We start from the raw sequence: 21,599 nt of genomic DNA on the forward strand, positions 1-21,599 counted from the left end.
CCTCCGGGGCGACGGGACGAGCGGGACGAGCGGGACGGGCAGGACTGGCGGGACGGGTGGAGCGGGCGGGACGGGCGGTCAGCGCTCGGCGACGGCCGGACGCGGGGCCCGCGGGTTGGGGCAGCAGGCCACCGCGCACACGTCGTGGCTGGGGCCGAGGGTGCCCAGGGCGCAGCGGGTCACCGGCTCGCCGCGCTCGGTGGCGGCGCGCTCCAGGACGAGCTCGCGCACGGCGGCGGTGAACCGGGGGTCGGCGCCGACGGTGGCGGCGCGGGAGACCGGCAGGCCGATCTCCGCGGCCTTGGCGACGGCCTCGGTGTCGAGGTCGTACTTGACCTCCATGTGGTCGGAGACGAAGCCGATCGGGACCATCACCACGGCGGGCGCGCCGTCGGCGTGCTGGGCCTCCAGGTGGTCGCAGATGTCGGGTTCCAGCCACGGGATGTGCGGGGCCCCGCTGCGGCTCTGGTAGACCAGCTCCCACAGCCGGTCGGCCACACCGGTGCGCTCGGCCAGCGCGGCGGCGATCAGCCGGGCCACGTCCAGGTGCTGGGCGACGTAGGCGCCGCCGGGCTCGCCGCGGGCCGGGTCGTCCGGGGCGCCGGAGGACTCGGCCATGGAGTGCGGGATGGAGTGGGTGGTGAACGCCAGCCGGGCGCCGGCGCGGACGGCCTCGGGCAGCTCCTCCAGGGCGGCCAGGGCGGCGTCGACCATCGGCTCGACGAAGCCCGGGTGGTTGTAGAAGTGCCGCAGCTTGTCGACCCGCAGGGCGGGCCCGCCCTCCTCGGCGAGCGCGGCCAGCGCGTCGGCCAGGTTCTCCCGGTACTGGCGGCAGCCCGAGTAGCCGGCGTACGCGCTGGTGGCGAGCACGGCGATCCGGCGGTGCCCGTCGGCGGCCAGCTCCCGCAGGGTGTCGACCAGGTAGGGCGCCCAGTTCCGGTTGCCCCAGTAGACCGGGAGGTCCAGCCCGTGCTCGGCGAAGTCCTCGCGCAGCGCGGCGAGCAGCTCGCGGTTCTGCCCGTTGATCGGGCTGACCCCGCCGAACATGAAGTAGTGCTTGCCCACCTCCTTCAGCCGCTCCTTGGGGATGCCGCGGCCGCGGGTGACGTTCTCCAGGAACGGGACGACGTCCTCGGGGCCCTCGGGCCCGCCGAAGGACAGCAGCAGCAGGGCGTCATACGGCTGCGGCGCTGCCGGGGCGGCGCCGGACGGGGAGGGTTTGCGCGCGTCGGACATGGAACCGATCCTGCCACTGAGGGACCGGGCACCGTCGCCGGGGCCGCGCGAGCGCCCGGAAAATACCGTTTGCCAACGTACGTAAGCTGTGTTTGCCAGCCTTGTTCCTTACTCCCCCGCCCGGAGCTCCCGTGCTGTCCAGCTACCGCCAGATATTCGCCTCCCCCGGCACTCTGGCCTTCTCCACCACCGGCTTCGTCTCCCGACTGCCGATCTCCATGACCGGGATCGGCATCGTGACCATGCTGTCCCAGCTCCGGGGCTCCTACGGGGTCGCCGGCCTGGTCTCGGCCTGCCTCGCGGTCTCCGCCGCGATCCTCGGCCCGCAGGTCTCCCGGCTGGTGGACCGGCACGGCCAGCGCAGGATCATCGTCCCCGCCATGGCGCTCACCATCGTCGCCGTCACCGGCCTGCTGCTCTGCGCCCGGCTGGAGGCCCCGGACTGGACGCTGTTCGTCTTCGCCGCCGGCATGGGCGTGATGCCGAGCACCGGCGCGATGGTCCGCGCCCGCTGGGCCCACCTCTACCGCGAGGACACCGGCAAGCTGCACACCGCCTACTCCTTCGAGGCCGTGGTCGACGAGGTCTGCTTCATCGTCGGCCCGATCCTCTCCATCGGCCTGGCCACCTCCGTCTTCCCCGAGGCCGGCGTACTGCTCGCCGGGATCTTCCTCGCCGTCGGCGTCCTGCTGTTCGCCGGGCAGCGCTCCACCGAGCCGCCGGTCCATCCGGCCGCCCGGCAGGAGGGCGGCTCGGTCATCCTCAACCGCGGCCTCCAGACGCTGATCCTGACCTTCGTCGCCACCGGCGCGATCTTCGGCTCGGTCGAGGTGGTCACCGTCGCCTACGCCGAGGCCCAGGGCCACAAGTCGATCTCCAGCGTGATCCTCGCCCTGTGGGCGCTCGGGTCCTGCCTGGCCGGGGTCGTCTTCGGCACCCTCAAGCTCACCGGCTCGATGGCGGTCCGCTTCGTCGTCGGCGTCCTGTTCATGGCCGTCAGCATGGTGCCGCTGCTGCTGGTCGCCCACGCGGTGCACGGCATCGGCGGGCTGGTCGTGGTCGGAGCCGCGCTGCTGGTCGCTGGCATCGCCATCTCCCCCACCCTGATCACCGCGATGGCCCTGGTCGAGCGGCTCGTCCCGGCCGCCCAGCTGACCGAGGGCATGACCTGGACCACCACCGGCCTGGCCCTCGGCGTCGCGGCCGGCTCCTCGGCCGGCGGCTGGGTGATCGACGCCTCCGGCGCCGCCGCGGGCTACTGGGTGCCGCTGGCCGCCGGCCTGCTCGGAGTGGTCGCCGCCCTCGCCGGCCTCGGCCGGCTGCGCGCCGGCCTGACCGCCGAAGCCGGCGCCGGGACGGCCGCCGAAGGGGCCGGACGGACCGTAGACGCCGAACGGTGAACTGACTAGCCTCGCCCTACCCACGGGGCTACCCATGGGTAGGGCGGCTGCGCCGCCCCGGACCGCGCCGAACCCGTTCGGCCACGGAGCAGGAGGCAGCGCAATGCCCCAGGCCAGTACCGCGACCCCCACCCGGTGGACCAACTGGGCCGGCAACCAGAGCGCCCGGCCCGCCCGGGCCGCCACCCCCGGCACCGTGGAGGAACTGGCCAGGGAGATCCGGCGGGCCGCCGAACAGGGCCGCACCGTCAAGGCCGTCGGATCCGGCCACTCCTTCACCTCGATCGCCTCCGCCGACGACGGCGTCCAGATCCGCCCGCACGCGCTCACCGCCGTCCGCGAGATCGACCGCGAGGCCGGCACCATCACCGTCGAGTCCGGCCTCCCGCTGCACCGGCTCAACCGCGTCCTCGCCACCGAGGGCCTCTCGCTGACCAACATGGGCGACATCGAGGTCCAGACCGTGGCCGGCGCCACCAGCACCGGCACCCACGGCACCGGCCGCGACTCCGGCTCGCTGGCCGCCCAGATCCGCGCGCTGGAGATCGTCCTCGCCGACGGCACCGTCCGGCACTGCTCCCCCACCGAGAACCCCCGGCTCTTCCAGGGCGCCCGGCTCGGCCTCGGCGCCCTCGGCGTGATCACCGCGCTCACCTTCGGCGTCGAACCGGCCTTCCTGCTCACCGCGCACGAGCAGCCGATGGGCTTCGACGAGGTGCTGGAGCGCCTGGACGACCTCACCGCCGTCAACGAGCACTTCGAGTTCTACTGGTTCCCGCACACCGACCGCTGCTCCACCAAGCGCAACAACCGCAGCCAGGGCCCGGCCGCCCCGCTGCCCCGGTTCAAGGAGTGGCTGGAGGACGACTTCCTCTCCAACACCGTCTGGGAGGGGGCCTGCCGGGTCGGCCGGCGCTTCCCCGGCTCGATCCCCTCGATCGCCTCGCTGGCCAGCCGGGCCTGGTCCGAGCGCAGCTTCACCGACACCGCGTACAAGGTGTTCACCAGCCCGCGCAAGGTCCGCTTCGTGGAGATGGAGTACGCGGTGCCGCGCGCGGCCGTCGGCGAGGTGCTGCGCGAGCTGAAGTCCCTGGTCGAGCGCTCCGACTGGAAGGTCGGCTTCCCCGTCGAGGTGCGCTTCGCCCCCGCCGACGACCTCTGGCTCTCCACCGCCTCCGGCCGGGACAGCGCCTACATCGCCGTCCACCTCTACCGGGGCACCGCCGACCAGGGCTACTTCACCGGCGTGGAACAGCTGATGACCGCCCATCAGGGACGGCCCCACTGGGGCAAGCTGCACACCCGCGACGCCGCCTACCTGGCCGACGTCTACCCGCACTTCGGCGACTTCACCGCACTGCGCGACGAGGTCGACCCGCGGCGGCTGTTCGGCAACGACTACCTGCGCCGGGTGCTGGGCGACTAGGGCGTCGCCGCGTTGTTGCCGTCGGCCGGCGGCGGGGCCACCGGCGCCTTCGCCGGTTCGTTCGCCGGGGCGCTGTTCGGCGCCGTCGGCTGCGGGGTCGCTCCGCCGGTGGGCTTCCCGCCGCCCGCCGACGGGGAGGCGCCGGCCGACGGGGTCGCGCTCGGGCCCGCCGAGGGTGAGCCCGTTCCCGCGCCGGTGCTCGGCGTGTCGACCGGCTCCCGGCTCGGCCGGGTGGTCGACGGGGCGGAGGCGCCGCCGGAGGGCGCGTTGTCCTGCCCCTGCTTCCCGTTCCCGCCCGGGGACGGCCGCTCCGGCGGGGCGTCCTGTTGCCGGGAGGACTTGGGCGCCACCGAGCCGCCGAAGGACGTGCCGTTGCCGGACTCGCCCTTGACCGTCGCCGACACCGGCTGCCCGGTGGCCAGTTCGAACACCACGATCGGCGTCATCGCCAGCACGAAGACCAGCCCGGACACCGCCGCGTACGTCTTCCAGCCCCACCGGCGACGCGCCCGGACCACCTGCGGCTCGTTCCACTCCGAGGTGATCACCGGCGGCTGCACCCGCGTCTCCGGCAGCTCGGACTCGACCGGCACCTGGCGCAGGGTGTTGGCGGCCTGGTTCGGCCCCCGGTCCACCGCCTCGCGCAGCTGCTCGCCGGTCCGCTTGAAGATGTGCTGGAACACCGCGCCGCCGGTGGTGGCCCCGATGCTCACCACGGCGGCGCCCAGGATCGTGCCGTACACCCCCAGTTCGGAGGCCAGCAGCGCACCCACCACCGTGGCCAGCGCACTCGCCGCGACCTGAGCCACACTCAGATCGATGCGCCTGCGCTCCTCCTTGGCCTTGCCGCCCTCCTCGGCGGGGCTCCGCTCCGGCATCAACATCCCTCGGTCCCTACGGCTGTTCTTCGTACAAGGCTCTCCATCTTGCCCAAAGAAGGACACAAGGGACGAAAATGCGGTTCTCGGCGCCCGGATTGTGTGAAGATGATCACCGTCCGTCCGGCGGTGGTCCGCCATCGGGGGAGCACGCTCTTGAGATTCCCGTGAATCGCGGGAGACTTGAGCGGCGAGCCGCCCCTGTGGATGCCACGAATGGAGTACTGTTCGTAAAGCCCGAGCCTTGGGTCGACTTGTCGACTGCGCCCCCACCGGCAGCTTGACAAGGAGACACGGACCGGGCACGCACGGCGACGCCCGTCCCGGATCGTCGCGTTCACTGCGCGTGCGAGGACGGCCGGGACACCCAGGCGCGACGTCAACCGATGGCGTGGCAAAAAGGCAACCGTGCCACAGCGGCGTGCGCGGGCGTAAGCCCGACACGCCGGGGAACTCAGCAAGGTTGTGGCCAGTCGCGAGTGGGCAGGCCACACTCAGTACGGGAGCAGCGACGCAGGTGACGTCGGCAGGCACCACCCGGGAGGTAACCGTGCCCGAACTGCGGGTTGTGGCCGTCAGCAACGACGGCACACGGCTGGTGCTCAAGGCTGCCGACAGCACGGAGTACACCCTTCCCATCGACGAACGGCTGCGCGCCGCCATCCGTGGCGACCGGCCGCGCCTCGGCCAGATCGAGATCGAGGTCGAGAGCCACCTCCGCCCCCGGGACATCCAGGCGCGGATACGAGCCGGTGCCTCCGCGGAGGAGGTCGCCCAGGCCGCCGGGATCTCCGTCGACCGCGTCCGCCGCTTCGAGGGCCCGGTGCTCGCCGAGCGCGCCTTCATGGCCGAGCGCGCCCGCAAGACCGCCATCCGCCGCAACGGCGAGTCCCCCGGCCCGCAGCTCGGCGAGGCCGTCGCCGAGCGGCTCGCGCTGCGCGGCGCCGAGAAGGAGACCGAGCGCTGGGACTCCTGGCGGCGCGACGACGGCACCTGGGAGGTCATCCTCTCCTACCGGGCCGACGGCGAGGGCCGCAGTGCCTCCTGGACGTACGACCCGCCCCGGCGCCTGGTCCAGCCCAACGACGACGAGGCCCGCGCGCTGATCGGCGAGAACGTCGAGCGCGAGGAGGAGTCGGTCTTCCCGTTCATCCCGCGGATCGCCCGGCTCCCCCAGGACCGGCCGCCCCGCCCGATGATCGACCGGCCCTCGGCCGACCGCATCATGTCGTCCCGCGAGGTCCGCGAGTCGCGGGAGGCCACCGCCGACGCCCGGGACTCGCTGACCAGCCTGCTCGACGTGGTCCCCGCCTTCCGCGGCGACCTCGCCGTCGGCGCCCCCGCCCCGATCGAGCCGGTGCCCGCCGAGGTCGCCGAGGAGACCGAGGAGTCGGCCGCTGCGGCCGCCGCCCCGGCGGTCGGCGCGGGCTCGGCCTACGCCGACATCCTGATGCCGCGCGCCGTCGCCCCGCACCGCGAGCGCCTGGTCGGCACCACCGACCGGCAGGCCGAGGCGGACGGCGTCCGGCCCGGGCGCCGGGCCACCGTGCCCAGCTGGGACGAGATCGTCTTCGGCAGCCGGCGCAAGAAGCAGGAGTAGCGACGTCGAAGGGGCGGGAGGCCGGGCCTCCCGCCCCTTCGGCATGCCCGGGGAATCAGCCCGGCTGGTCGGTGACCGCCACCGGGCGCGCCCCGTCGCTCGACCACTCGCTCCACGAGCCCGGGTACAGCGCGGCCGGCAGGCCCGCCACCTCCAGCGCCAGGACCTGGTGCGCCGCCGTCACGCCCGAACCGCAGTACACCGCCGTCTCCCGCTCCCCCGCGCCCAGCCCACGGAACCGGGCGGCCAGCTCGGCGGCCGGCCGGAACCGGCCGTCCGGGCCCACGTTGTCGGCCGTCGGCGCCGAGACCGCGCCCGGGATGTGCCCGGCCCGCGGGTCCACCGGCTCGGTCTCGCCCCGGTAGCGCTCCCCGGACCGGGCGTCCAGCAGCAGGCCGCGGCGGGCCCAGGCCGCGGCGCCGTCCCCGTCCACCGTCGGCAGCTGCCCCGGCACCGGCTTGAAGTCGCCCTCGCCGGGCTCCGGCAGCTCGGCCGTCACCGGCAGCCCGGCCGCCTGCCAGGCCGCGAAGCCGCCGTCCAGCACCCGGACGTCCCGGTGCCCGGCCCAGCGCAGCAGCCACCAGGCCCGGGCCGCCGCCATCGAGGCCGCGCCGTCGTACACCACGACCGGGCGCCCCGCGCTCACCCCGAAGCGGCGCATCGCCGCGCCGAACTCCTCCGGGTCCGGCAGCGGGTGGCGCCCGCCCCGGCCGGGGGCGCCGGGCGGGGCCGCCAGGTCCCGGTCCAGCTCCACGAAGTGGGCGCCGGGCAGGTGGCCGGCCCGGTACTCCTCGGCCGCGGTCGGGGCGCCCGGCGCGGCACCGACCAGCTGGTAGCGCACGTCCAGCAGCACCGGCGGCAGCGCGGAGGCCAGCGCCTCCCGCAGCCCGGCCGCGGAGATCAGCGGGGAACCGTCGTTGTAGGTGGTGGTCATGGCGGCCATTGTCGCGCAGCGCCGCCCCGACGGCGGGTGATCGGAATTCCCGCCGCCCCCGGACCCGGCGGAATCCGACGCGAATCCGGCGGGAAACCGCGGGACACGCCCGACCCGTCGCTCTTTGTGGGGTCTTTGCCGGACTTTCCGCGCGGCCCGAGGGTTGGGCGCCCGCCAGGGTGGAAGCATCACCCTCGCGCGCGAGGATTTCCGTGCGCCAACCACCCACGAGGAGGCCCGCATTGCCCGCGGTGGAACTCCGACTGGCCCAGGGCACGCCCTGCTGGGTCAGCCTGCTGACCGACGACCTGCCCGGCGCCCGCGCCTTCTACGGCGCCCTGCTCGGCTGGACGTACACGCCCGGGCCCGGCCAGCTCGGCGACTACGTCCGGGCCGAGCTCGACGGGGCACCGGTGGCCGGCCTCGGCGTCTCCACCGCCACCGGCTTCCCGGTGCAGTGGACCACCTACTTCGCCGTGGACGACGCCGACCGCACCGCCCAACTGGTCCGCGAATGCGGCGGAACCGTCGCCGTCGGGCCGCTCCAGGCCGAGCGCGCCGGGCGGATGGCCATCGCCGCCGACGTCTCCGGCGCGGTCTTCGGCCTCTGGCAGGGCGAGGAGCACCTCGGCCGGGAGGCCGGCCGCGAACCGGGCGCCCCGGCCTGGGCCGAACTGCTCACCCCCGACGCGGAGGGCGCCGCCGGCTTCTACTCCACCGTCCTCGACCGCCCGGTCCGCTCCGGCCCGGAGGAGACCGCGCTGCTGGTGGACGGCCGGCCGGTCGCCGGCATCCGGCACCGCGCCGAGCTGCGCGGCCACCCGCCGCGCTGGCGCACCCACTTCGTGGTCCGCGACGCCGAACTGACCGCCCGGCACACCCTCGGACTCGGCGGCCGGGTCCTGGTCGAACCGCACGACACCGCCCGCGGCCGCGCCGCCCGGCTGGCCGACCCGCAGGGCGGGCACTTCTCCGTCCTGGAGGTGCTTCCCTAGGGCCCCGGCTCTCAGGCCTGCTGCTCCTCGAAGGGCAGCACGTCCGGGGAGAGCACCGAGGCGTGCGCCGTCGCGGCGGTCAGCCGGCGGCGGTGGTGGCGGCGGCACAGCACCTCGTAGCCGACCTCGTCCCGGTCCACCGAGATGTCGCCGATCACCACCTGGGCGCCCTCGACGACCATCACCCCGCCGACCGTCCGGGCGTTGTGGGTGGCCCGCGCACCGCACCAGCAGAGCGCCTCGACCTGGAGCACCTCCACCCGGTCGGCCAGCTCGATCAGCCGCTGCGAGCCCGGGAACAGCCGGGTGCGGAAGTCGGTGGTGATCCCGAAGGTGTAGACGTCGATGTCGAGTTCGTCCACCACCCGGGCCAGCTGGTCGACCTGCTCGGCGGCGAAGAACTGGGCCTCGTCGCAGATCAGGTAGTCCACCCGGCCGCCGGCCGACAGCCGGTGCACCACGTGTGCGTGGAAGTCGAAGTCGTCCGTCACCTCGACCGCGTCGGCGCGCAGGCCCAGCCGGCTGGAGATCGTCGCCGCGCCCGCCCGGTCGTTGCGGGTGAGGATCACGCCCTGCCGGCCGCGCGCGGTGTGGTTGTGGTCCATCTGCAGCGCCAGCGTCGACTTGCCGCAGTCCATCGTGCCCGAGAAGAACACCAGTTCAGCCATGGGTGGAGCAAGGGCCTTTCACATCAAGGGAATTCGGGCGCAGTAGAGTCGATCGAGCGGCTCAGCCGCGGACTTCGAGCAGCGGCACGAACTGCTCGATCGGGGTCATCGAACCGTGCAGACCGATCATCGCGGACTCGCCGGGCTCGTTGCGGGAGGCGGTGATCGCGATGTCGTCGCGCGCCGCGGCGACCACGTCGCCGATCCGCGCGTACACCCGCTCGTCCACGGCCGGGCCGAACCAGCCCGCCGCGATCGCCTGGTCCCGGGTGGCCACCCACATCCGGTCGCCCAGCACCTCGCTCCAGACCGCGTGCACGTCGGCCGCGGCCCCCGGCACCGCGTACACGTGCCGGGCCCGGCCCTCGCCGCCGAGCAGGGCGACGCCGGCGCCCAGCTCCCAGTCCTCGTCGAAGTCGATCCGGTCCTCCGGGGCGATGTCGATCATGCCGTGGTCGGCCGTCACGTACATCGCCGAACGCGGCGGCAGCTGCGCGGCCAGCCGGCGGGCCAGCCGGTCCACCGCGTCCAGCGTCATCCGCCACTCGTCCGAGTCCACGCCGAAGCGGTGGCCCGCGCCGTCCAGCTCGCTGACATAGGTGTACACCAGCGCCCGGTCGTGCTCGGCCAGCCAGGAGGCCGCCAGGTCCATCCGCTCCTCGCCCGTGGTGCGGCCGAGGAAGGTGCCGCCGGACAGCGCCACCCTGGTCAGCGGGGTCTGGGCGAACAGCGGGGAGGAGACCTGCGCGGTCGCCACCCCGGCCTGGTGGGTGCGCTCGAAGACCGTCGGGTACGGCTGCCAGGCGTGCGGCTCGGTCGGCGGCTGCCAGCGCAGCTGGTTCATCAGGTAGCCGGCGCCCGGCACCGCCACCGTGTACCCGGCCAGGCCGTGCAGGCCCGGCGGCGTACCGGTGCCGACCGAGGCCAGCGAGGTCGCCGTGGTGGACGGGAAGCCCGCGGTCAGCGGACGGCCGCTGCCCCCCATCGAGCTCCCGGCCAGCGAGGACAGGAACGGCGCGTACTCGGGGTGGCGCAGCAGCAGCTCCCAGCCCAGGCCGTCCACCAGGAACACCACCACCCGGTCCGCCGGGGCGATCGGGAGCGTCGCGGTGAACCCGGGGACGCCCAGCCCCGCCGCCACCGAGGGCAGCAGGTCGCACAGCGAACCACTGCCGTACGGGGGCGCGGGGGCCGTGGCCGGGTCAAGGATCTCGAAGGCGTCGTAGCCGTCGGCAGGAACGAAGGACATGGAACCGGATTCGTAGCGGTGCGGTCGGTCGGAAGCGGCGGAACTCAGACCCGCGGGCCGGTGCTGATCGTCGCGTCGGACAGCGCCCGGGCGAACACCAGCGCCTGGGACACCGTCTCCGGGCCGTCGCCGGCCTCGCTCACCCGCAGGGAGAGGTCGTCGGCCGTGGCCGAGCCGGTGTAGCCGTGGTCGGCCTCGCAGTTCGGGTCCGAACAGCCGGCCGGCTCCAGGTCCAGGCGCTGCACCGCGCCCCAGCCGATCGTCAGCACCACCTCGCGCGGCAGGGTGCCCGGGGTGTACGTCTCCGGGTTCGCCACCATCCGGCTCACCACCACCGAACCGATCCGGTCCAGCCGGACGCTCTCCGTCGAGGTCGTCGCGAACGGCACCGCCGGGCTGCCCTCGGCCCCGGACTGCTCGTCCGTGTGGCTCACCACGAACCGGGTCGGGGTGAGGACCAGCACCGTGACGTGCCGGCGCACCTCGTTGGCGTCGAAGGTCGTCTCCTGGTGCACCAGGTAGGAGCTGATCGGCTCCGGGCCCACCGCGGACTCGACCGCCTCGGACACCAGGGCCGGGTAGTAGCCGCTGCGCTCGATAGCCGAGCGCAGGTCCTGAGTGGTGGTGGTACCGGTCTTCGCCATATCTCCATCCTGGCATGGTCCGCCGACGAAGCGGGCGGCACGGCGCCGAGCTTCGGACAACAGCGCCCGGGCAGGGCGCAACCAAGGAAGGTTACAGCGTGCTCATCGCGCGCGGGCCCAGATCGCTGCGGACCGGCAGCGGCGCCACCCGCACCCGCGCCCCCAGGATCGCCAGTCCGTGCGGGGCCACGACCACCGGTTCGAGATCCACCGAGGCGATCTCCGGCACGTCGTCCACCAGCTGCGACACCCGCAGCAGCAGTTCCTCCAGCGCGTCGGTGTCCACCGACTCGGCGCCGCGCCAGCCGAACAGCAGCGGCGCCGCCCGCACCTCCCGGATCAGCCCGGCGACGTCCTGGTCGGTGGCCGGAACCAGTCGGTGCGCGGTGTCGCCCAGCAGTTCGGCCGGGGCGCCGGCCAGGCCGAAGGAGAGGATCGCGCCGACCGCCGGGTCCACCGTGGCGGCGATCACGGTGTCCACGCCGCGCGGCGCCATCCGCTGGACCACCAGCTCGGCCTGCGCGGCGCCGCCGAGCAGCGCGTCCAGCTCGCGGTGGGCGCGGCGCAGGCCCGCCTCGTCGGTCAGGTCCAGCCGGACGCTGCCCAGGTCGGGGCGGTGGCGCAGGTGCGGGGCGGTCGCCTTGAGGGCCACCGGGTAGCCGAGCGCCGCGGCGGCCGCGACGGCGGCCTCCTCGTCCGGGGCCGGCCGCACCGGCGAGACGTCGATCCCGTAGCGGGCCAGCAGCTCCTGCGCCTCGGCCTCGGACAGGGTGATCCGGGCGCCGCCGGGCTGGGTGCGTGCGGCGACGGCGGCCCGGGTGCTCAGCGCCGCCTCCACCAGCCGGCGGGCGCCGGGCTCGTCGATCCGGTCCAGCTCGGGGACGCGCGCCGTCTCCTCCGCCGCGGCCGTGCGGCGGCGCCACTGCGCGTAGTGCACGGCGTGGGCGAGGGCGTGCACGGCCCGCTCGGGCGCCGCGTACGCGGGGATGCCGCCGGGGCGCAGCCGGACCGGCAGGTCGGTCAGCGCCAGGTGGGTGAGCAGCAGCGGCTTGCCCAGCTCCCGGGCGCGGCCACCGGCTTCGAGCAGCGCGGCGGCGATCTCCGGGTCGTCCGAGCCCATCGCGGGGTCGTCCTCGCCGGTCAGCCGGCCGCCCATGAAGGCGTGGGCGGAGGTGCCGATCGGCGGGATGGCGACGGCGATCACCGCGTCCACGGCCGGATCGGCGAGCGCGACGTCCAGGGCGATCCGGAAGTTCTCGCCGGTCGCGGCGGTGGTGAGGTCGACGGGCGTGCACGGGCGCAGGCCGGCGCTCAGCAGGGCGTCGTAGGTGAGCAGGCCGAGCGAGTCGGAGTTGCCGACCACCGCGACCCGGTTCCCCGGCGGCAACGGCTGCTGGGCCAGCAGCTCGCCGGTGTCGTACAGCTCGGTGATGGTCGACACCCGGATGACGCCCGCCTGCTCGAACAGCGCGTCCACGGTGGCGTCGCGCAGGCCGGTGGCGGTGGCGGGGACGGCGTGGCCGGGCGGCAGGCTGCCGGTGTGCCGGGCGCCCTTGACCACCACGACCGGCTTGACGGCGGCCAGCCGACGGGCGATCCGGGTGAACTTGCGCGGGTTGCCGAAGGACTCCAGGTACAGCAGCACCACCTGGGTGGCCTCGTCCTCGGCCCAGTACTGGAGGAAGTCGTTGCCGGAGACGTCGGAACGGTTGCCGACCGAGGCGAAGGAGGAGACGCCGAGGCCGCGCTTGTGGGAGGCCTCCAGCAGGGCCACGCCGATCGCGCCGGACTGGCAGAAGATCCCGAAGCCGCCGCGGCCGGGCAGGCGCGGGGCGAGCGAGGCGTTCAGCGGGCGCTCGGGGTCGGTGTTGATCAGGCCGAAGGCGTTCGGGCCGATCACCCGCATGCCGGCCGCGCGGGCCTGGCGGACCAGCGCGCGCTGCCGGTCCCGGCCCTCCGGACCGGTCTCCGCGTAGCCGGCGGTGACCACCACCAGGCCCTGCACCCCGTGGGCGCCGCACTCGGCGACGGCGGCCGGGACGGCGCCCTCGGGGACGGCGATCACCGCGAGGTCCACCGGCCCGGGAATGTCCAGAATCGAACGGTGGACCGGGACGCCGTCCAGCTCGGTGCCGGGCGCGGCGTTGCGGTTCACCGCGTACACCGGGCGGTCGGCCGGGGCCTCGTCCCCCAGCAGGTCGCGCAGGATGGCCCGGCCGACGGTCTGCGGGGTGCGGGAGACCCCGATCACCGCCACCGAGCGCGGGGTGAGCAGGCGCTGCACCGAGCGCGCCTCGGCGCGGTGCTCGCGGGCGCGCATCACGGCGAGCGAGCGGTCGGTCTGCTCCAGGTCGAACTCCAGGTGCACCACGCCGTCGGCGAAGCTGCGGTGCTGGGTGTAGCCGGCGTCGGTGAAGACCTTCACCATCTTCCGGTTCTCCGGCAGCACTTCGGCCTGGAAGCGGCGGATGCCGCGCTCCTGCGCGACCGCCGCGATGTGCTCCAGCAGGGCGGAGGCCACGCCGCGGCCCTGGTGGGCGTCCTGCACCAGGAAGGCCACCTCGGCGTCGGTGCCGGTCTCGGAGGGGCGGCCCTCGGCGTCGATCCGGTCGTACCGGACGGTGGCGATGAAGCGGTCGCGGACCACCACCGCGAGGCCCACCCGGTTCACGAAGTCGTGGTGGGTGAAGCGGCGGACGTCCTTGTCGGAGAGCCGCGGATAGGGGGCGAAGAACCGGAAGTACTTGGACTGGTCCGACACCTGCCCGTAGAACTCCACGAGCCGTCCGGCGTCGTCGGGGGTGATCGGCCGGATCCGGGCCGTACCTCCGTCACGCAGCAGGATGTCCGCTTCCCAGTGCTGCGGATAGTCGGGTTGCGCGGGGTTCGCCACCGCGGGGTCTTCCACATTCGTCAGGTTATCCGGCGGCGAGCCGAATGGCGCCGGGCGCGTGCTCACGGCAGGGTGGACAGGGCCGTCGACCGGGGTTTATGCCCCGAAAAGAAACAATCACAAGTCCTGAACGCTGCGGTTCCCAGGGGCCGCCTGCGTGCAACACTGGTCTAGACAACATGGCCGTTTCCCCCCGCTCACCGAGCACGGCCGTGACCAGCTTCACCGGAAAGGCACGTCTCATGGCTGAGCGCCGCGTCACCATCGGTTGGGCCGAGGGCCTGCACGCCCGTCCCGCCTCCGTCTTCGTCCGGGCCGTCACGGCCACCGGCGTGCCGATCACCATCGCCAAGCCGGGCGGCAACCCGGTCAACGCCGCCTCCATGCTCGGCCTCCTCGGCCTGGGCGCCCAGGGCGGCGACGAGGTCATCCTCGCCTCCGACGCCGAGAACGCCGACGACGCGCTCGACCGCCTCGCCAAGCTCGTCTCCGAGGGCCTCGACGAGCTCCCCGCCGCGGCCTGAGCCCCGCAGCACGCACCCGATCGGGGTGCCGCCGGATTCCGGCGGCACCCCGATCGGCTTTCCGGCCGCCGTGCTCCGGCCGGCCTGGTCAGCCCTTGACGCAGACGACCTGCTTGAGGTGCGCGACCACCTCGACGAGGTCCTTCTGCTGCTCGATGACCTTCTCGATGTTCTTGTAGGCGCCCGGGATCTCGTCCACCACGCCGCCGTCCTTGCGGCACTCCACGCCCTTGGTCTGCTCGACCAGGTCCTGGGTGGTGAACCGCTTCTTCGCGGCGTTGCGGCTCATCTTGCGGCCGGCGCCGTGCGAGGCCGAGTTGAACGACGACGCGTTGCCCAGGCCGCGGACGATGTAGGAACCCGTCCCCATCGAGCCGGGGATGATCCCGAGATCGCCGGAGCCGGCCCGGATCGCGCCCTTGCGGGTCACCAGCAGGTCGACGCCGTCGTACCGCTCCTCCGACACGTAGTTGTGGTGGCAGCTGATGACCTCGTCGAAGGTCACCCCGGCCTTGGTGAACTCCCGCCGGACGACGTCCTGGAAGAGCGCCATCATCAGCGCGCGGTTGAGCTTCGCGTACTCCTGGGCCCAGAACAGGTCCTGCCGGTAGGCACCCATCTCCGGGGTCTTCGCGAGGAAGACCGCGAGGTCCTGGTCGATCAGGCCCTGGTTGTGCGGCAGCGAGCGGGCGACGCCCATGTGGTGCTCGGCCAGCTCCTTGCCGATGTTGCGCGATCCGGAGTGCAGCATCAGCCAGACCGCGTCAGTCGTGTCAACGCACAGTTCTATGAAGTGATTTCCTCCGCCGAGCGTCGCCATCTGCTGCATCGCCCGCCCGCGCCGCCACTTGACGTCCTCCGCGATGCCGTCGAAGCGCTGCCAGAAGTCGTCCCAGCCCGCCGTGCGGAAGCCGTGCAGCTTGGACGGGTCCACCGGGTCGGTGTGCAGGCCGCGGCCGACCGGGATGGCCCGCTCGATCTCGCGGCGCAGGCCGGAGAGGTCGTCCGGGAGGTCCTCGGCGGTGAGCGAGGTCTTCACCGCGCTCATCCCGCAGCCGATGTCGACGCCGACGGCCGCCGGGCAGACCGCGTCCTTCATGGCGATGACGGAGCCGACCGTCGCGCCCTTGCCCAGGTGGACGTCGGGCATCACGGCGAGGCCGTGCAGCCAGGGCAGGGAGCTGATGTTGCGCAGCTGCTGGAGGGCCTGGCCCTCGACGGTGGCCGGGTCGGTCCACATCCGGATCGGGACGCGGACGCCGGGTACCTCGGTGTACGACATGGGTGAACGACCTCCAGGGGTCGGGTGGTTCGGGGAAGGTGGTGCCGCGCGAGGAATCCCGGCACGGCTCGGGGAAGTTCAGGGGGTGGGGCTCAGGCGCCCGGGGCGACGGTGCAGGGGGAATACGGCCTCGGGGAGCGTCGTATGGCTTGCTCGACCCGCATGGTGACCGCCTCCCTTCCTTCGTCGCAGTTCGCACGTGCTGTGCGTCGGGGAACATCTATCCACGGAACGGGCGCGGCCCGCAACGGATTTAAAACGCGTCCGGCCCGGCGGAGCGGGTGCTCCACCGGGCCGGACGGCAGCGGATCAGGCGTCAGCTGACGACGGTGACCTCGCCGATGCCGAGCGCCCGCACGTCGTCGGCGATCACGGCGGCGTCGCCGACCAGGACGGTGACCAGGCGGTCCGGCGGGAAGGCCGCGACGACCGCCTCGGTGGCGGCGGCGGTGGGCAGTTCGGCGAGCTGCCGGTAGACCTCGGCCTGGTAGTCGTCCGGCAGGTACTGCTCGACCTGGTCGGCCAGGGTGCCGGCGACCGAGCCCGCGGTCTCGTACTTCAGCGGGGCGACGCCGACCAGGAACTGCACGGCCTCGTCGCGCTCGGCGTCGGTGAGGCCCTCGGCGGCGAGGGTGCGCAGGATGACCCAGGTGTCGGCCAGCGCGGGGGCGGTGGAGGCGGTGTCCACCGAGCCGCTGATGGCGAGCATGGCGCGCCCGCTGCCGTCCGCGGCCGAGCGCAGCGGCTGGGCGAAGGCGCGCACGCCGTAGGTGTAGCCCTTCTCCTCGCGCAGGACGCGGTCCAGGCGGGAGGTGAGGGTGCCGCCGAGGCAGTAGGTGCCGAGGGTCTGGGCGGCCCAGACCGGGTCGTGGCGGTCGGGTCCGATCCGGCCGATGAGCAGCTGGGTCTGGACGGAGCCGGGGCGGTCCACGATGACGACGCGGCCGTGGTCGTCGCCGGTGACCGGGGCGTGGACGGACGGCTCGGCGGCCGTTCCGGTCCAGGTGCCGAGGGTGCTCTCCAGCAGCGCGGGCAGGTCGACGCCGGTGAGGTCGCCGACCACCACGACGGTGCTGGTCGCGGGGCGCACGTGGCCGTCGTAGAAGGCCTTGACGGCGGCGCGGTCGATCGACTTGACGGTGTCGGCGGTGCCGGCGCGGGGCCGGGAGAGCCGGTCGGCGGCGTCGAAGAGCTCGGCGTACAGGGCCTTGGCGGCGCGCCGGGCGGGGTTGGCCTGCTCGTGGACGATCTCGTCCAGGCGGTTGGCGACCAGCCGCTCGATCTCCGCCTCGGGCAGGGCCGGGGCGCGCAGGGCGTCGGCGAGCAGGGACAGGCCGCGCTGGAGCCGGGAGGCGGGGACCTCCAGGGAGATCCGGATGCACGGGTGGTCGGCGTGCGTGTCGAGGGTGGCGCCGGCGCGCTCCAGCTCGGCGGCGTACTCCTCGGCGCTGAGGGTGTCGGTGCCCTCGCTGAAGGCGCGGGCGAGGATGCCGGCGACGCCGTCGAGGCCCTCGGGCTCGGCGGCGAGCGGGACGTCGAGCAGGACCTCGACGGCGACCAGCTGCTGGCCGGGCCGGTGGCAGTGCAGGACGGTGATGCCGTTGCCGAGGGCGGCCCGCTCGGGGGCGGGGAAGTCCCAGGGGCTGGGCGTGCCCGGCCGGGGCTGCGGGTGGAAGGTCATGGCGGGGACGTAGTCGGTGCTCATACGGCGGCACCCTCCTCTTCGGAAGCGGCGTCGGAGTCGGCGTCGGTCTCGGCGGCGGCGGTCGGCTCGTAGGCGAGGACGGCCCGGTTGTCGGGGTGGAGCCGGGCCTTGGCGATGGCCTGGACCTCCTCGGCGGTGACGTCGAGGACCTTGGGGAGGGCGTCGTTGAGCAGCTCCGGGTCGCCGAACAGGACGGCGTAGCGGCACAGTTCGTCGGCCCGGCCGGCGACGGTGGTGAGCCGGTCGAGCCACTCGCGCTCGATCTGGGCCTGGGCGCGTTCGAGCTCCTCGGCGGTGGGGCCCTCGGCGGCGAAGCGGGCGAGCTCCTCGTCGACGGCGGTGCCGATCTGCTCGATGGTGGCGTCGCCGGAGGTCTTGACGTCGAGCCAGCCGAGGCTGGGGGCGCCGGCCAGCCGCAGCAGGCCGAAGCCGGCGGCGACGGCGGTGCGGTCGCGGCGGACCAGCCGGTTGTAGAGGCGGCTGGACTCGCCGCTGCCGAGGATGGTGAGGGCGAGGTCGGCGGCGTCGGCCTCGCGGGTGCCGTCGTGCGGGAGGCGGTAGGCGGCCATCAGGGCGCGGGAGGGGACGTCCTCGTGGACGTCCTCGCGGATCTCGCGGCCGATCGTCTCGGGGAGCTCGCCCGAGCGCGGGGGCTGCTTGCCGTCGTGCGCGGGGATGGAGCCGAAGTACTTCTCGACCCAGGCGACGGTCTGCTCGGGGTCGATGTCGCCGACGATCGAGAGGACCGCGTTGTTGGGCGCGTAGTACGTCCGGAAGAACGTGCGGGCGTCCTCCAGGGTGGCCGCGTCGAGGTCGGCCATGGAGCCGATCGGGGTGTGGTGGTACGGGTGGCCGTCGGGGAAGGAGAGCGCGGTGAGCTTCTCGAAGGCGGTGCCGTACGGGACGTTGTCGTAGCGCTGGCGGCGCTCGTTCTTGACGACGTCGCGCTGGTTCTCCATGGACGTCTCGTCGAGCGCGGCGAGCAGCGAGCCCATCCGGTCGGCCTCCAGCCAGAGCGCGAGCTCCAGCTGGTGGGCGGGCATGGTCTCGAAGTAGTTGGTGCGCTCGAAGCTGGTGGTGCCGTTGAGCGAGCCGCCGGCGCCCTGGACAAGCTCGAAGTGCCCGTTGTTGGTGACGTTGGCCGAGCCCTGGAACATCAGGTGCTCGAAGAGGTGGGCGAGGCCGGTGCGGCCCTTGACCTCGTGCCGGGAGCCCACGTCGTACCAGAGGCAGACGGCGGCGACCGGGGTCAGGTGGTCCTCGGAGAGGACTACGCGCAGGCCGTTGGCCAGGCGGTGCTCGGTGATGGCGATGCCTCGGCTGGAGGCGGGGGCCGGGTTGGCCATGCGCTCGGGTCCTTCCCGTCGTCGATGTCGGGGGTTCGTGTGGCGTCCCCCATTGTGGTGCAACGTGCGGGAGCCGTGTTCGTGTCCGCGCGGACGGGGCCGTTCGCCAGGGGCGGAAGAGGGCCGCTGACCGGGAGTGTCGGCCCGAGGGTCCACAATGGGGGCGCCGCGCCCTGTCGACGGCACCCGGTTGACGGGTCCGGCGGCGGGACGGTGCGGAGACGAGCGACGACCGCCCCCCGGCGTTCGGCGACCGACCGAGACACAGCCAGCGACACGTAAGGGAGCCCCGCCGCGATGGCCCGCCGCAGTTCGCAGACCCCGCCGCCCGGAGACTTCGAGGAGCGGATCCTCGACGTCGACGTCGTGGACGAGATGCAGGGCTCCTTCCTGGAGTACGCCTACTCGGTGATCTACTCGCGTGCACTGCCCGACGCGCGGGACGGCCTGAAGCCGGTGCACCGCCGGATCCTGTACCAGGCCAACGAGATGGGCCTGCGCCCGGAGCGCGCGCACGTGAAGTGCGCCCGCGTGGTGGGCGAGGTGATGGGCCGGCTGCACCCGCACGGCGACCAGTCGATCTACGACTCGGTGGTGCGCATGGCGCAGCCGTTCTCGATGCGGCTGCCGCTGATCGACGGGCACGGCAACTTCGGTTCGCTGGGCAACGACGACCCGCCGGCCGCGATGCGCTACACCGAGTCGCGGCTGACGGCCGCCTCGATGGCGATGGTGGAGTCGATCCACGAGGACACCGTCGACTTCGGCCCCAACTACGACGGCAGCGAGCAGGAGCCGCTGGCGCTGCCGGCCGCGTTCCCCAACCTGCTGGTGAACGGCGCGACGGGCATCGCGGTCGGCATGGCGACGAACATGCCGCCGCACAACCTGTCCGAGGTGGTGGCCGCGGCCCGGCACCTGATCAAGCACCCGAACGCGGACCTGGACACGCTGATGCGGTTCGTGCCCGGTCCGGACCTGCCGACCGGCGGGCGGATCGTGGGCCTGTCGGGCATCCGGGACGCGTACGAGTCGGGCCGCGGCACGTTCAAGATCCGGGCGACGACGACGGTGGAGGCGGTGACGGCCCGCCGCAAGGGCATCGTGGTCACCGAGCTGCCGTACAACGTCGGCCCGGAGAAGGTCATCTCGAAGATCAAGGACCTGGTCAACGCGAAGAAGCTCCAGGGCATCGCGGACGTCAAGGACCTGACCGACCGCGAGCACGGGCTGCGGCTGGTCATCGAGGTGAAGAACGGCTTCGTGCCGGAGGCGCTGCTGGAGCAGCTGTACAAGCTGACGCCGCTGGAGGAGACCTTCGGCATCAACAACGTGGCGCTGGTGGACGGGCAGCCGCTGACGCTGGGGCTCAAGGAGCTGCTGGAGGTCTACGTCGACCACCGCTTCACCGTGGTGCGCCGGCGCAGCGACTTCCGCCGCCGCAAGCGCGAGGAGCGGCTGCACCTGGTCGAGGGCCTGCTGGTGGCGCTGCTCGACATCGACGAGGTCATCGCGATCATCCGGTCGAGTGACAACGCCCAGCAGGCGAAGGAACGCCTGATGGAGCACTTCTCGCTGTCGGAGACGCAGACCGCGTACATCCTGGACACCCCGCTGCGGCGGCTGACCCGCTTCGACCGGGTCGAGCTGGAGCAGGAGAAGGAGAAGCTGACCTCCGAGATCGCGGACCTGACCGAGATCCTGGAGTCGGACACCAAGCTGCGCAGCGTGGTGTCGTCCGAACTGGGCGCGGTGTCCAAGCAGTTCGGCACCGAGCGGCGCACGGTGCTGCTGGAGGCGGGGGCGGTGCCCTCGGCCGCGCTGGCCGTGCCGCTGGAGGTCGCGGACGACCCGTGCCGGGTGCTGCTGTCGTCGACGGGCCTGCTGGCGCGGACGGCGGACGGCGAGCCGTTCGAGGAGTCGGAGAAGCGGGCGAAGCACGACGTGATCGTCTCGGCGGTGCACGCGACGGCCCGGGCGGACGTCGGCGTGGTCACGTCCGCGGGCCGGGTGCTGCGGCTGCCGGTGATCGACCTTCCGGCGCTGCCGCCGACACCGTCGCCGACGCTGGCGGGCGGGGCCGCGGTGGGCGAGTTCCTGCGGCTGGAGGACGGGGAGCGGGCGCTGGCGCTGACCACCCTGGACGAGTCCTCGCCGGGGCTGGCGCTGGGCACGCTGCAGGGCGTGGTGAAGCGGGTGGTGCCGGAGTGGCCGGCGAACAAGGACGAGTTCGAGGTGATCGCCCTCAAGGAGGGTGACGAGCTGGTGGGCGCGGTCGAACTGCGCACCGGCGAGGAGGACCTGGTCTTCATCGCCTCCGACGCCCAACTGCTGCGCTACCCGGCCGGCCAGGTGCGTCCGCAGGGCCGCCCGGCGGGCGGCATGGCGGGCATCAAGCTGTCGGACGGCACGCGGGTGCTGTCCTTCACGGCGGTGGACCCGGCGGCGGACGCGGTGGTGGTCTCGGTGGCCACGGCCACGGGCACGCTCTCCGACGGCGAGCAGACCAGCTGGAAGGTCACCCCGTTCGAGCAGTACCCGCGCAAGGGCCGCGCCACCGGCGGCGTGCGCTGCCAGCGCTTCCTGCGCGGTGAGGACGCCCTGGCCTTCGCCTGGGCCGGCGCCGCCCCGGCCCGCGCCGCCACCGCCAAGGGCGCCCCGGTCGACCTGCCCGAGCGCGACCCGCGCCGCGACGGCTCCGGCACCCCGGTCACCACCCCGATCGCGGTGGTCGCCGGCCCGGCGTAGCGGCTCCCGCCCGAGCGGAGGGGCACACGAAAAACGGCGGGGCCCCACCCGAGATGAGTTGCCGCCCGGCC

General features: G+C 73.6%; 16 protein-coding genes. 6 read left to right on the top strand and 10 right to left on the bottom strand.

Annotation, left to right across the window (positions count from 1 at the left end; all coding sequences use genetic code 11):
• Nucleotides 1-78: 78 nt before the first annotated feature.
• Nucleotides 79-1,236, bottom strand: a complete 1,158-nt coding sequence (locus ACWDCZ_RS23490) for a ferrochelatase (RefSeq protein ID WP_449816885.1) — start codon at nt 1,234-1,236, stop codon at nt 79-81.
• Nucleotides 1,237-1,367: 131 nt separating this feature from the next.
• Here ACWDCZ_RS23490 and ACWDCZ_RS23495 point away from each other — a divergent pair, with 131 nt between their 5' ends.
• Both ACWDCZ_RS23495 and ACWDCZ_RS23500 read left to right on the top strand, forming a co-directional pair.
• The gene (locus ACWDCZ_RS23495) at nt 1,368-2,636 is read left to right on the top strand and encodes an MFS transporter (RefSeq protein WP_449816886.1); all 1,269 of its coding nucleotides are present in this window, start codon (nt 1,368-1,370) and stop codon (nt 2,634-2,636) included.
• Nucleotides 2,637-2,739: 103 nt separating this feature from the next.
• A complete protein-coding gene (locus ACWDCZ_RS23500; protein WP_449816887.1) occupies nt 2,740-4,062 on the top strand; it encodes a D-arabinono-1,4-lactone oxidase in 1,323 nt (440 codons plus the stop codon).
• On the opposite strand, the gene ACWDCZ_RS23505 is transcribed toward ACWDCZ_RS23500, so the two are convergent.
• Nucleotides 4,059-4,940: a hypothetical protein gene (locus tag ACWDCZ_RS23505; RefSeq protein WP_449816888.1), complete on the bottom strand. Its 882-nt coding sequence runs from the start codon at nt 4,938-4,940 to the stop codon at nt 4,059-4,061. The genes ACWDCZ_RS23500 and ACWDCZ_RS23505 overlap by 4 nt on opposite strands.
• Nucleotides 4,941-5,457: 517 nt before the next feature.
• Here ACWDCZ_RS23505 and sepH point away from each other — a divergent pair.
• Nucleotides 5,458-6,540, top strand: a complete 1,083-nt coding sequence (gene sepH / locus ACWDCZ_RS23510; RefSeq protein WP_074005654.1) for a septation protein SepH — start codon at nt 5,458-5,460, stop codon at nt 6,538-6,540.
• A 55-nt stretch (nt 6,541-6,595) separates the two neighbouring features.
• Here the strand turns inward: sepH and ACWDCZ_RS23515 are convergent, their stop codons facing one another.
• Nucleotides 6,596-7,474, bottom strand: a complete 879-nt coding sequence (locus tag ACWDCZ_RS23515) for a sulfurtransferase (protein WP_449816889.1) — start codon at nt 7,472-7,474, stop codon at nt 6,596-6,598.
• A gap of 251 nt (nt 7,475-7,725) precedes the next feature.
• Here ACWDCZ_RS23515 and ACWDCZ_RS23520 point away from each other — a divergent pair, with 251 nt between their 5' ends.
• Complete coding sequence (locus ACWDCZ_RS23520; RefSeq protein ID WP_310593192.1) at nt 7,726-8,469, top strand: VOC family protein; 744 nt, start codon at nt 7,726-7,728, stop codon at nt 8,467-8,469.
• Nucleotides 8,470-8,480: 11 nt separating this feature from the next.
• On the opposite strand, the gene ACWDCZ_RS23525 is transcribed toward ACWDCZ_RS23520, so the two are convergent.
• The 4 genes from ACWDCZ_RS23525 to ACWDCZ_RS23540 all read right to left on the bottom strand — a co-directional run bounded on the left by ACWDCZ_RS23525 (nt 8,481) and on the right by ACWDCZ_RS23540 (nt 13,938).
• Nucleotides 8,481-9,137 carry a thymidine kinase gene (locus ACWDCZ_RS23525; RefSeq protein WP_074005657.1) on the bottom strand — a complete coding sequence of 219 codons (657 nt, stop codon included), beginning with the start codon at nt 9,135-9,137 and terminating at the stop codon, nt 8,481-8,483.
• A gap of 61 nt (nt 9,138-9,198) precedes the next feature.
• Nucleotides 9,199-10,386, bottom strand: a complete 1,188-nt coding sequence (locus tag ACWDCZ_RS23530) for an alkaline phosphatase family protein (RefSeq protein ID WP_449816890.1) — start codon at nt 10,384-10,386, stop codon at nt 9,199-9,201.
• 44 nt (nt 10,387-10,430) lie between these two features.
• Nucleotides 10,431-11,030 carry a DUF5998 family protein gene (locus ACWDCZ_RS23535; protein ID WP_049653318.1) on the bottom strand — a complete coding sequence of 200 codons (600 nt, stop codon included), beginning with the start codon at nt 11,028-11,030 and terminating at the stop codon, nt 10,431-10,433.
• 91 nt (nt 11,031-11,121) lie between these two features.
• Nucleotides 11,122-13,938: a bifunctional acetate--CoA ligase family protein/GNAT family N-acetyltransferase gene (locus ACWDCZ_RS23540; RefSeq protein WP_234348448.1), complete on the bottom strand. Its 2,817-nt coding sequence runs from the start codon at nt 13,936-13,938 to the stop codon at nt 11,122-11,124.
• 227 nt (nt 13,939-14,165) lie between these two features.
• Here ACWDCZ_RS23540 and ACWDCZ_RS23545 point away from each other — a divergent pair, with 227 nt between their 5' ends.
• The gene (locus ACWDCZ_RS23545) at nt 14,166-14,447 is read left to right on the top strand and encodes an HPr family phosphocarrier protein (protein ID WP_049653316.1); all 282 of its coding nucleotides are present in this window, start codon (nt 14,166-14,168) and stop codon (nt 14,445-14,447) included.
• 88 nt (nt 14,448-14,535) lie between these two features.
• Here ACWDCZ_RS23545 and ACWDCZ_RS23550 read toward each other — a convergent pair whose 3' ends face one another.
• From ACWDCZ_RS23550 to ACWDCZ_RS23560, 3 genes are all read right to left on the bottom strand, one after another.
• The gene (locus tag ACWDCZ_RS23550) at nt 14,536-15,729 is read right to left on the bottom strand and encodes an RtcB family protein (RefSeq protein ID WP_117489766.1); all 1,194 of its coding nucleotides are present in this window, start codon (nt 15,727-15,729) and stop codon (nt 14,536-14,538) included.
• Nucleotides 15,730-16,045: 316 nt separating this feature from the next.
• Nucleotides 16,046-17,410 carry a M16 family metallopeptidase gene (locus ACWDCZ_RS23555; protein WP_074005706.1) on the bottom strand — a complete coding sequence of 455 codons (1,365 nt, stop codon included), beginning with the start codon at nt 17,408-17,410 and terminating at the stop codon, nt 16,046-16,048.
• A 20-nt stretch (nt 17,411-17,430) separates the two neighbouring features.
• Nucleotides 17,431-18,780, bottom strand: a complete 1,350-nt coding sequence (locus ACWDCZ_RS23560) for a M16 family metallopeptidase (protein WP_074005661.1) — start codon at nt 18,778-18,780, stop codon at nt 17,431-17,433.
• Nucleotides 18,781-19,077: 297 nt separating this feature from the next.
• On the opposite strand from ACWDCZ_RS23560, the gene ACWDCZ_RS23565 reads away from it, so the two are divergent.
• Entirely contained in the window at nt 19,078-21,528 is a 2,451-nt protein-coding gene (locus ACWDCZ_RS23565) for a DNA gyrase/topoisomerase IV subunit A (protein ID WP_074005662.1), read from the top strand.
• Nucleotides 21,529-21,599: the final 71 nt, after the last annotated feature.

The organism is Kitasatospora sp. NPDC001225 (genome assembly GCF_053597855.1).

Coding starts and splice junctions, on each gene's coding strand:
- ACWDCZ_RS23490 (WP_449816885.1), bottom strand. CDS start 1,236: ATGTCCGACGCGCGCAAACCCTCCCCGTCCGGCGCCGCCCCGGCAGCG.
- ACWDCZ_RS23500 (WP_449816887.1), top strand. CDS start 2,740: ATGCCCCAGGCCAGTACCGCGACCCCCACCCGGTGGACCAACTGGGCC.
- ACWDCZ_RS23505 (WP_449816888.1), bottom strand. CDS start 4,940: ATGCCGGAGCGGAGCCCCGCCGAGGAGGGCGGCAAGGCCAAGGAGGAG.
- ACWDCZ_RS23515 (WP_449816889.1), bottom strand. CDS start 7,474: ATGACCACCACCTACAACGACGGTTCCCCGCTGATCTCCGCGGCCGGG.
- ACWDCZ_RS23525 (WP_074005657.1), bottom strand. CDS start 9,137: ATGGCTGAACTGGTGTTCTTCTCGGGCACGATGGACTGCGGCAAGTCG.
- ACWDCZ_RS23530 (WP_449816890.1), bottom strand. CDS start 10,386: ATGTCCTTCGTTCCTGCCGACGGCTACGACGCCTTCGAGATCCTTGAC.
- ACWDCZ_RS23535 (WP_049653318.1), bottom strand. CDS start 11,030: ATGGCGAAGACCGGTACCACCACCACTCAGGACCTGCGCTCGGCTATC.
- ACWDCZ_RS23545 (WP_049653316.1), top strand. CDS start 14,166: ATGGCTGAGCGCCGCGTCACCATCGGTTGGGCCGAGGGCCTGCACGCC.
- ACWDCZ_RS23550 (WP_117489766.1), bottom strand. CDS start 15,729: ATGTCGTACACCGAGGTACCCGGCGTCCGCGTCCCGATCCGGATGTGG.
- ACWDCZ_RS23555 (WP_074005706.1), bottom strand. CDS start 17,410: ATGACCTTCCACCCGCAGCCCCGGCCGGGCACGCCCAGCCCCTGGGAC.
- ACWDCZ_RS23560 (WP_074005661.1), bottom strand. CDS start 18,780: ATGGCCAACCCGGCCCCCGCCTCCAGCCGAGGCATCGCCATCACCGAG.
- ACWDCZ_RS23565 (WP_074005662.1), top strand. CDS start 19,078: ATGGCCCGCCGCAGTTCGCAGACCCCGCCGCCCGGAGACTTCGAGGAG.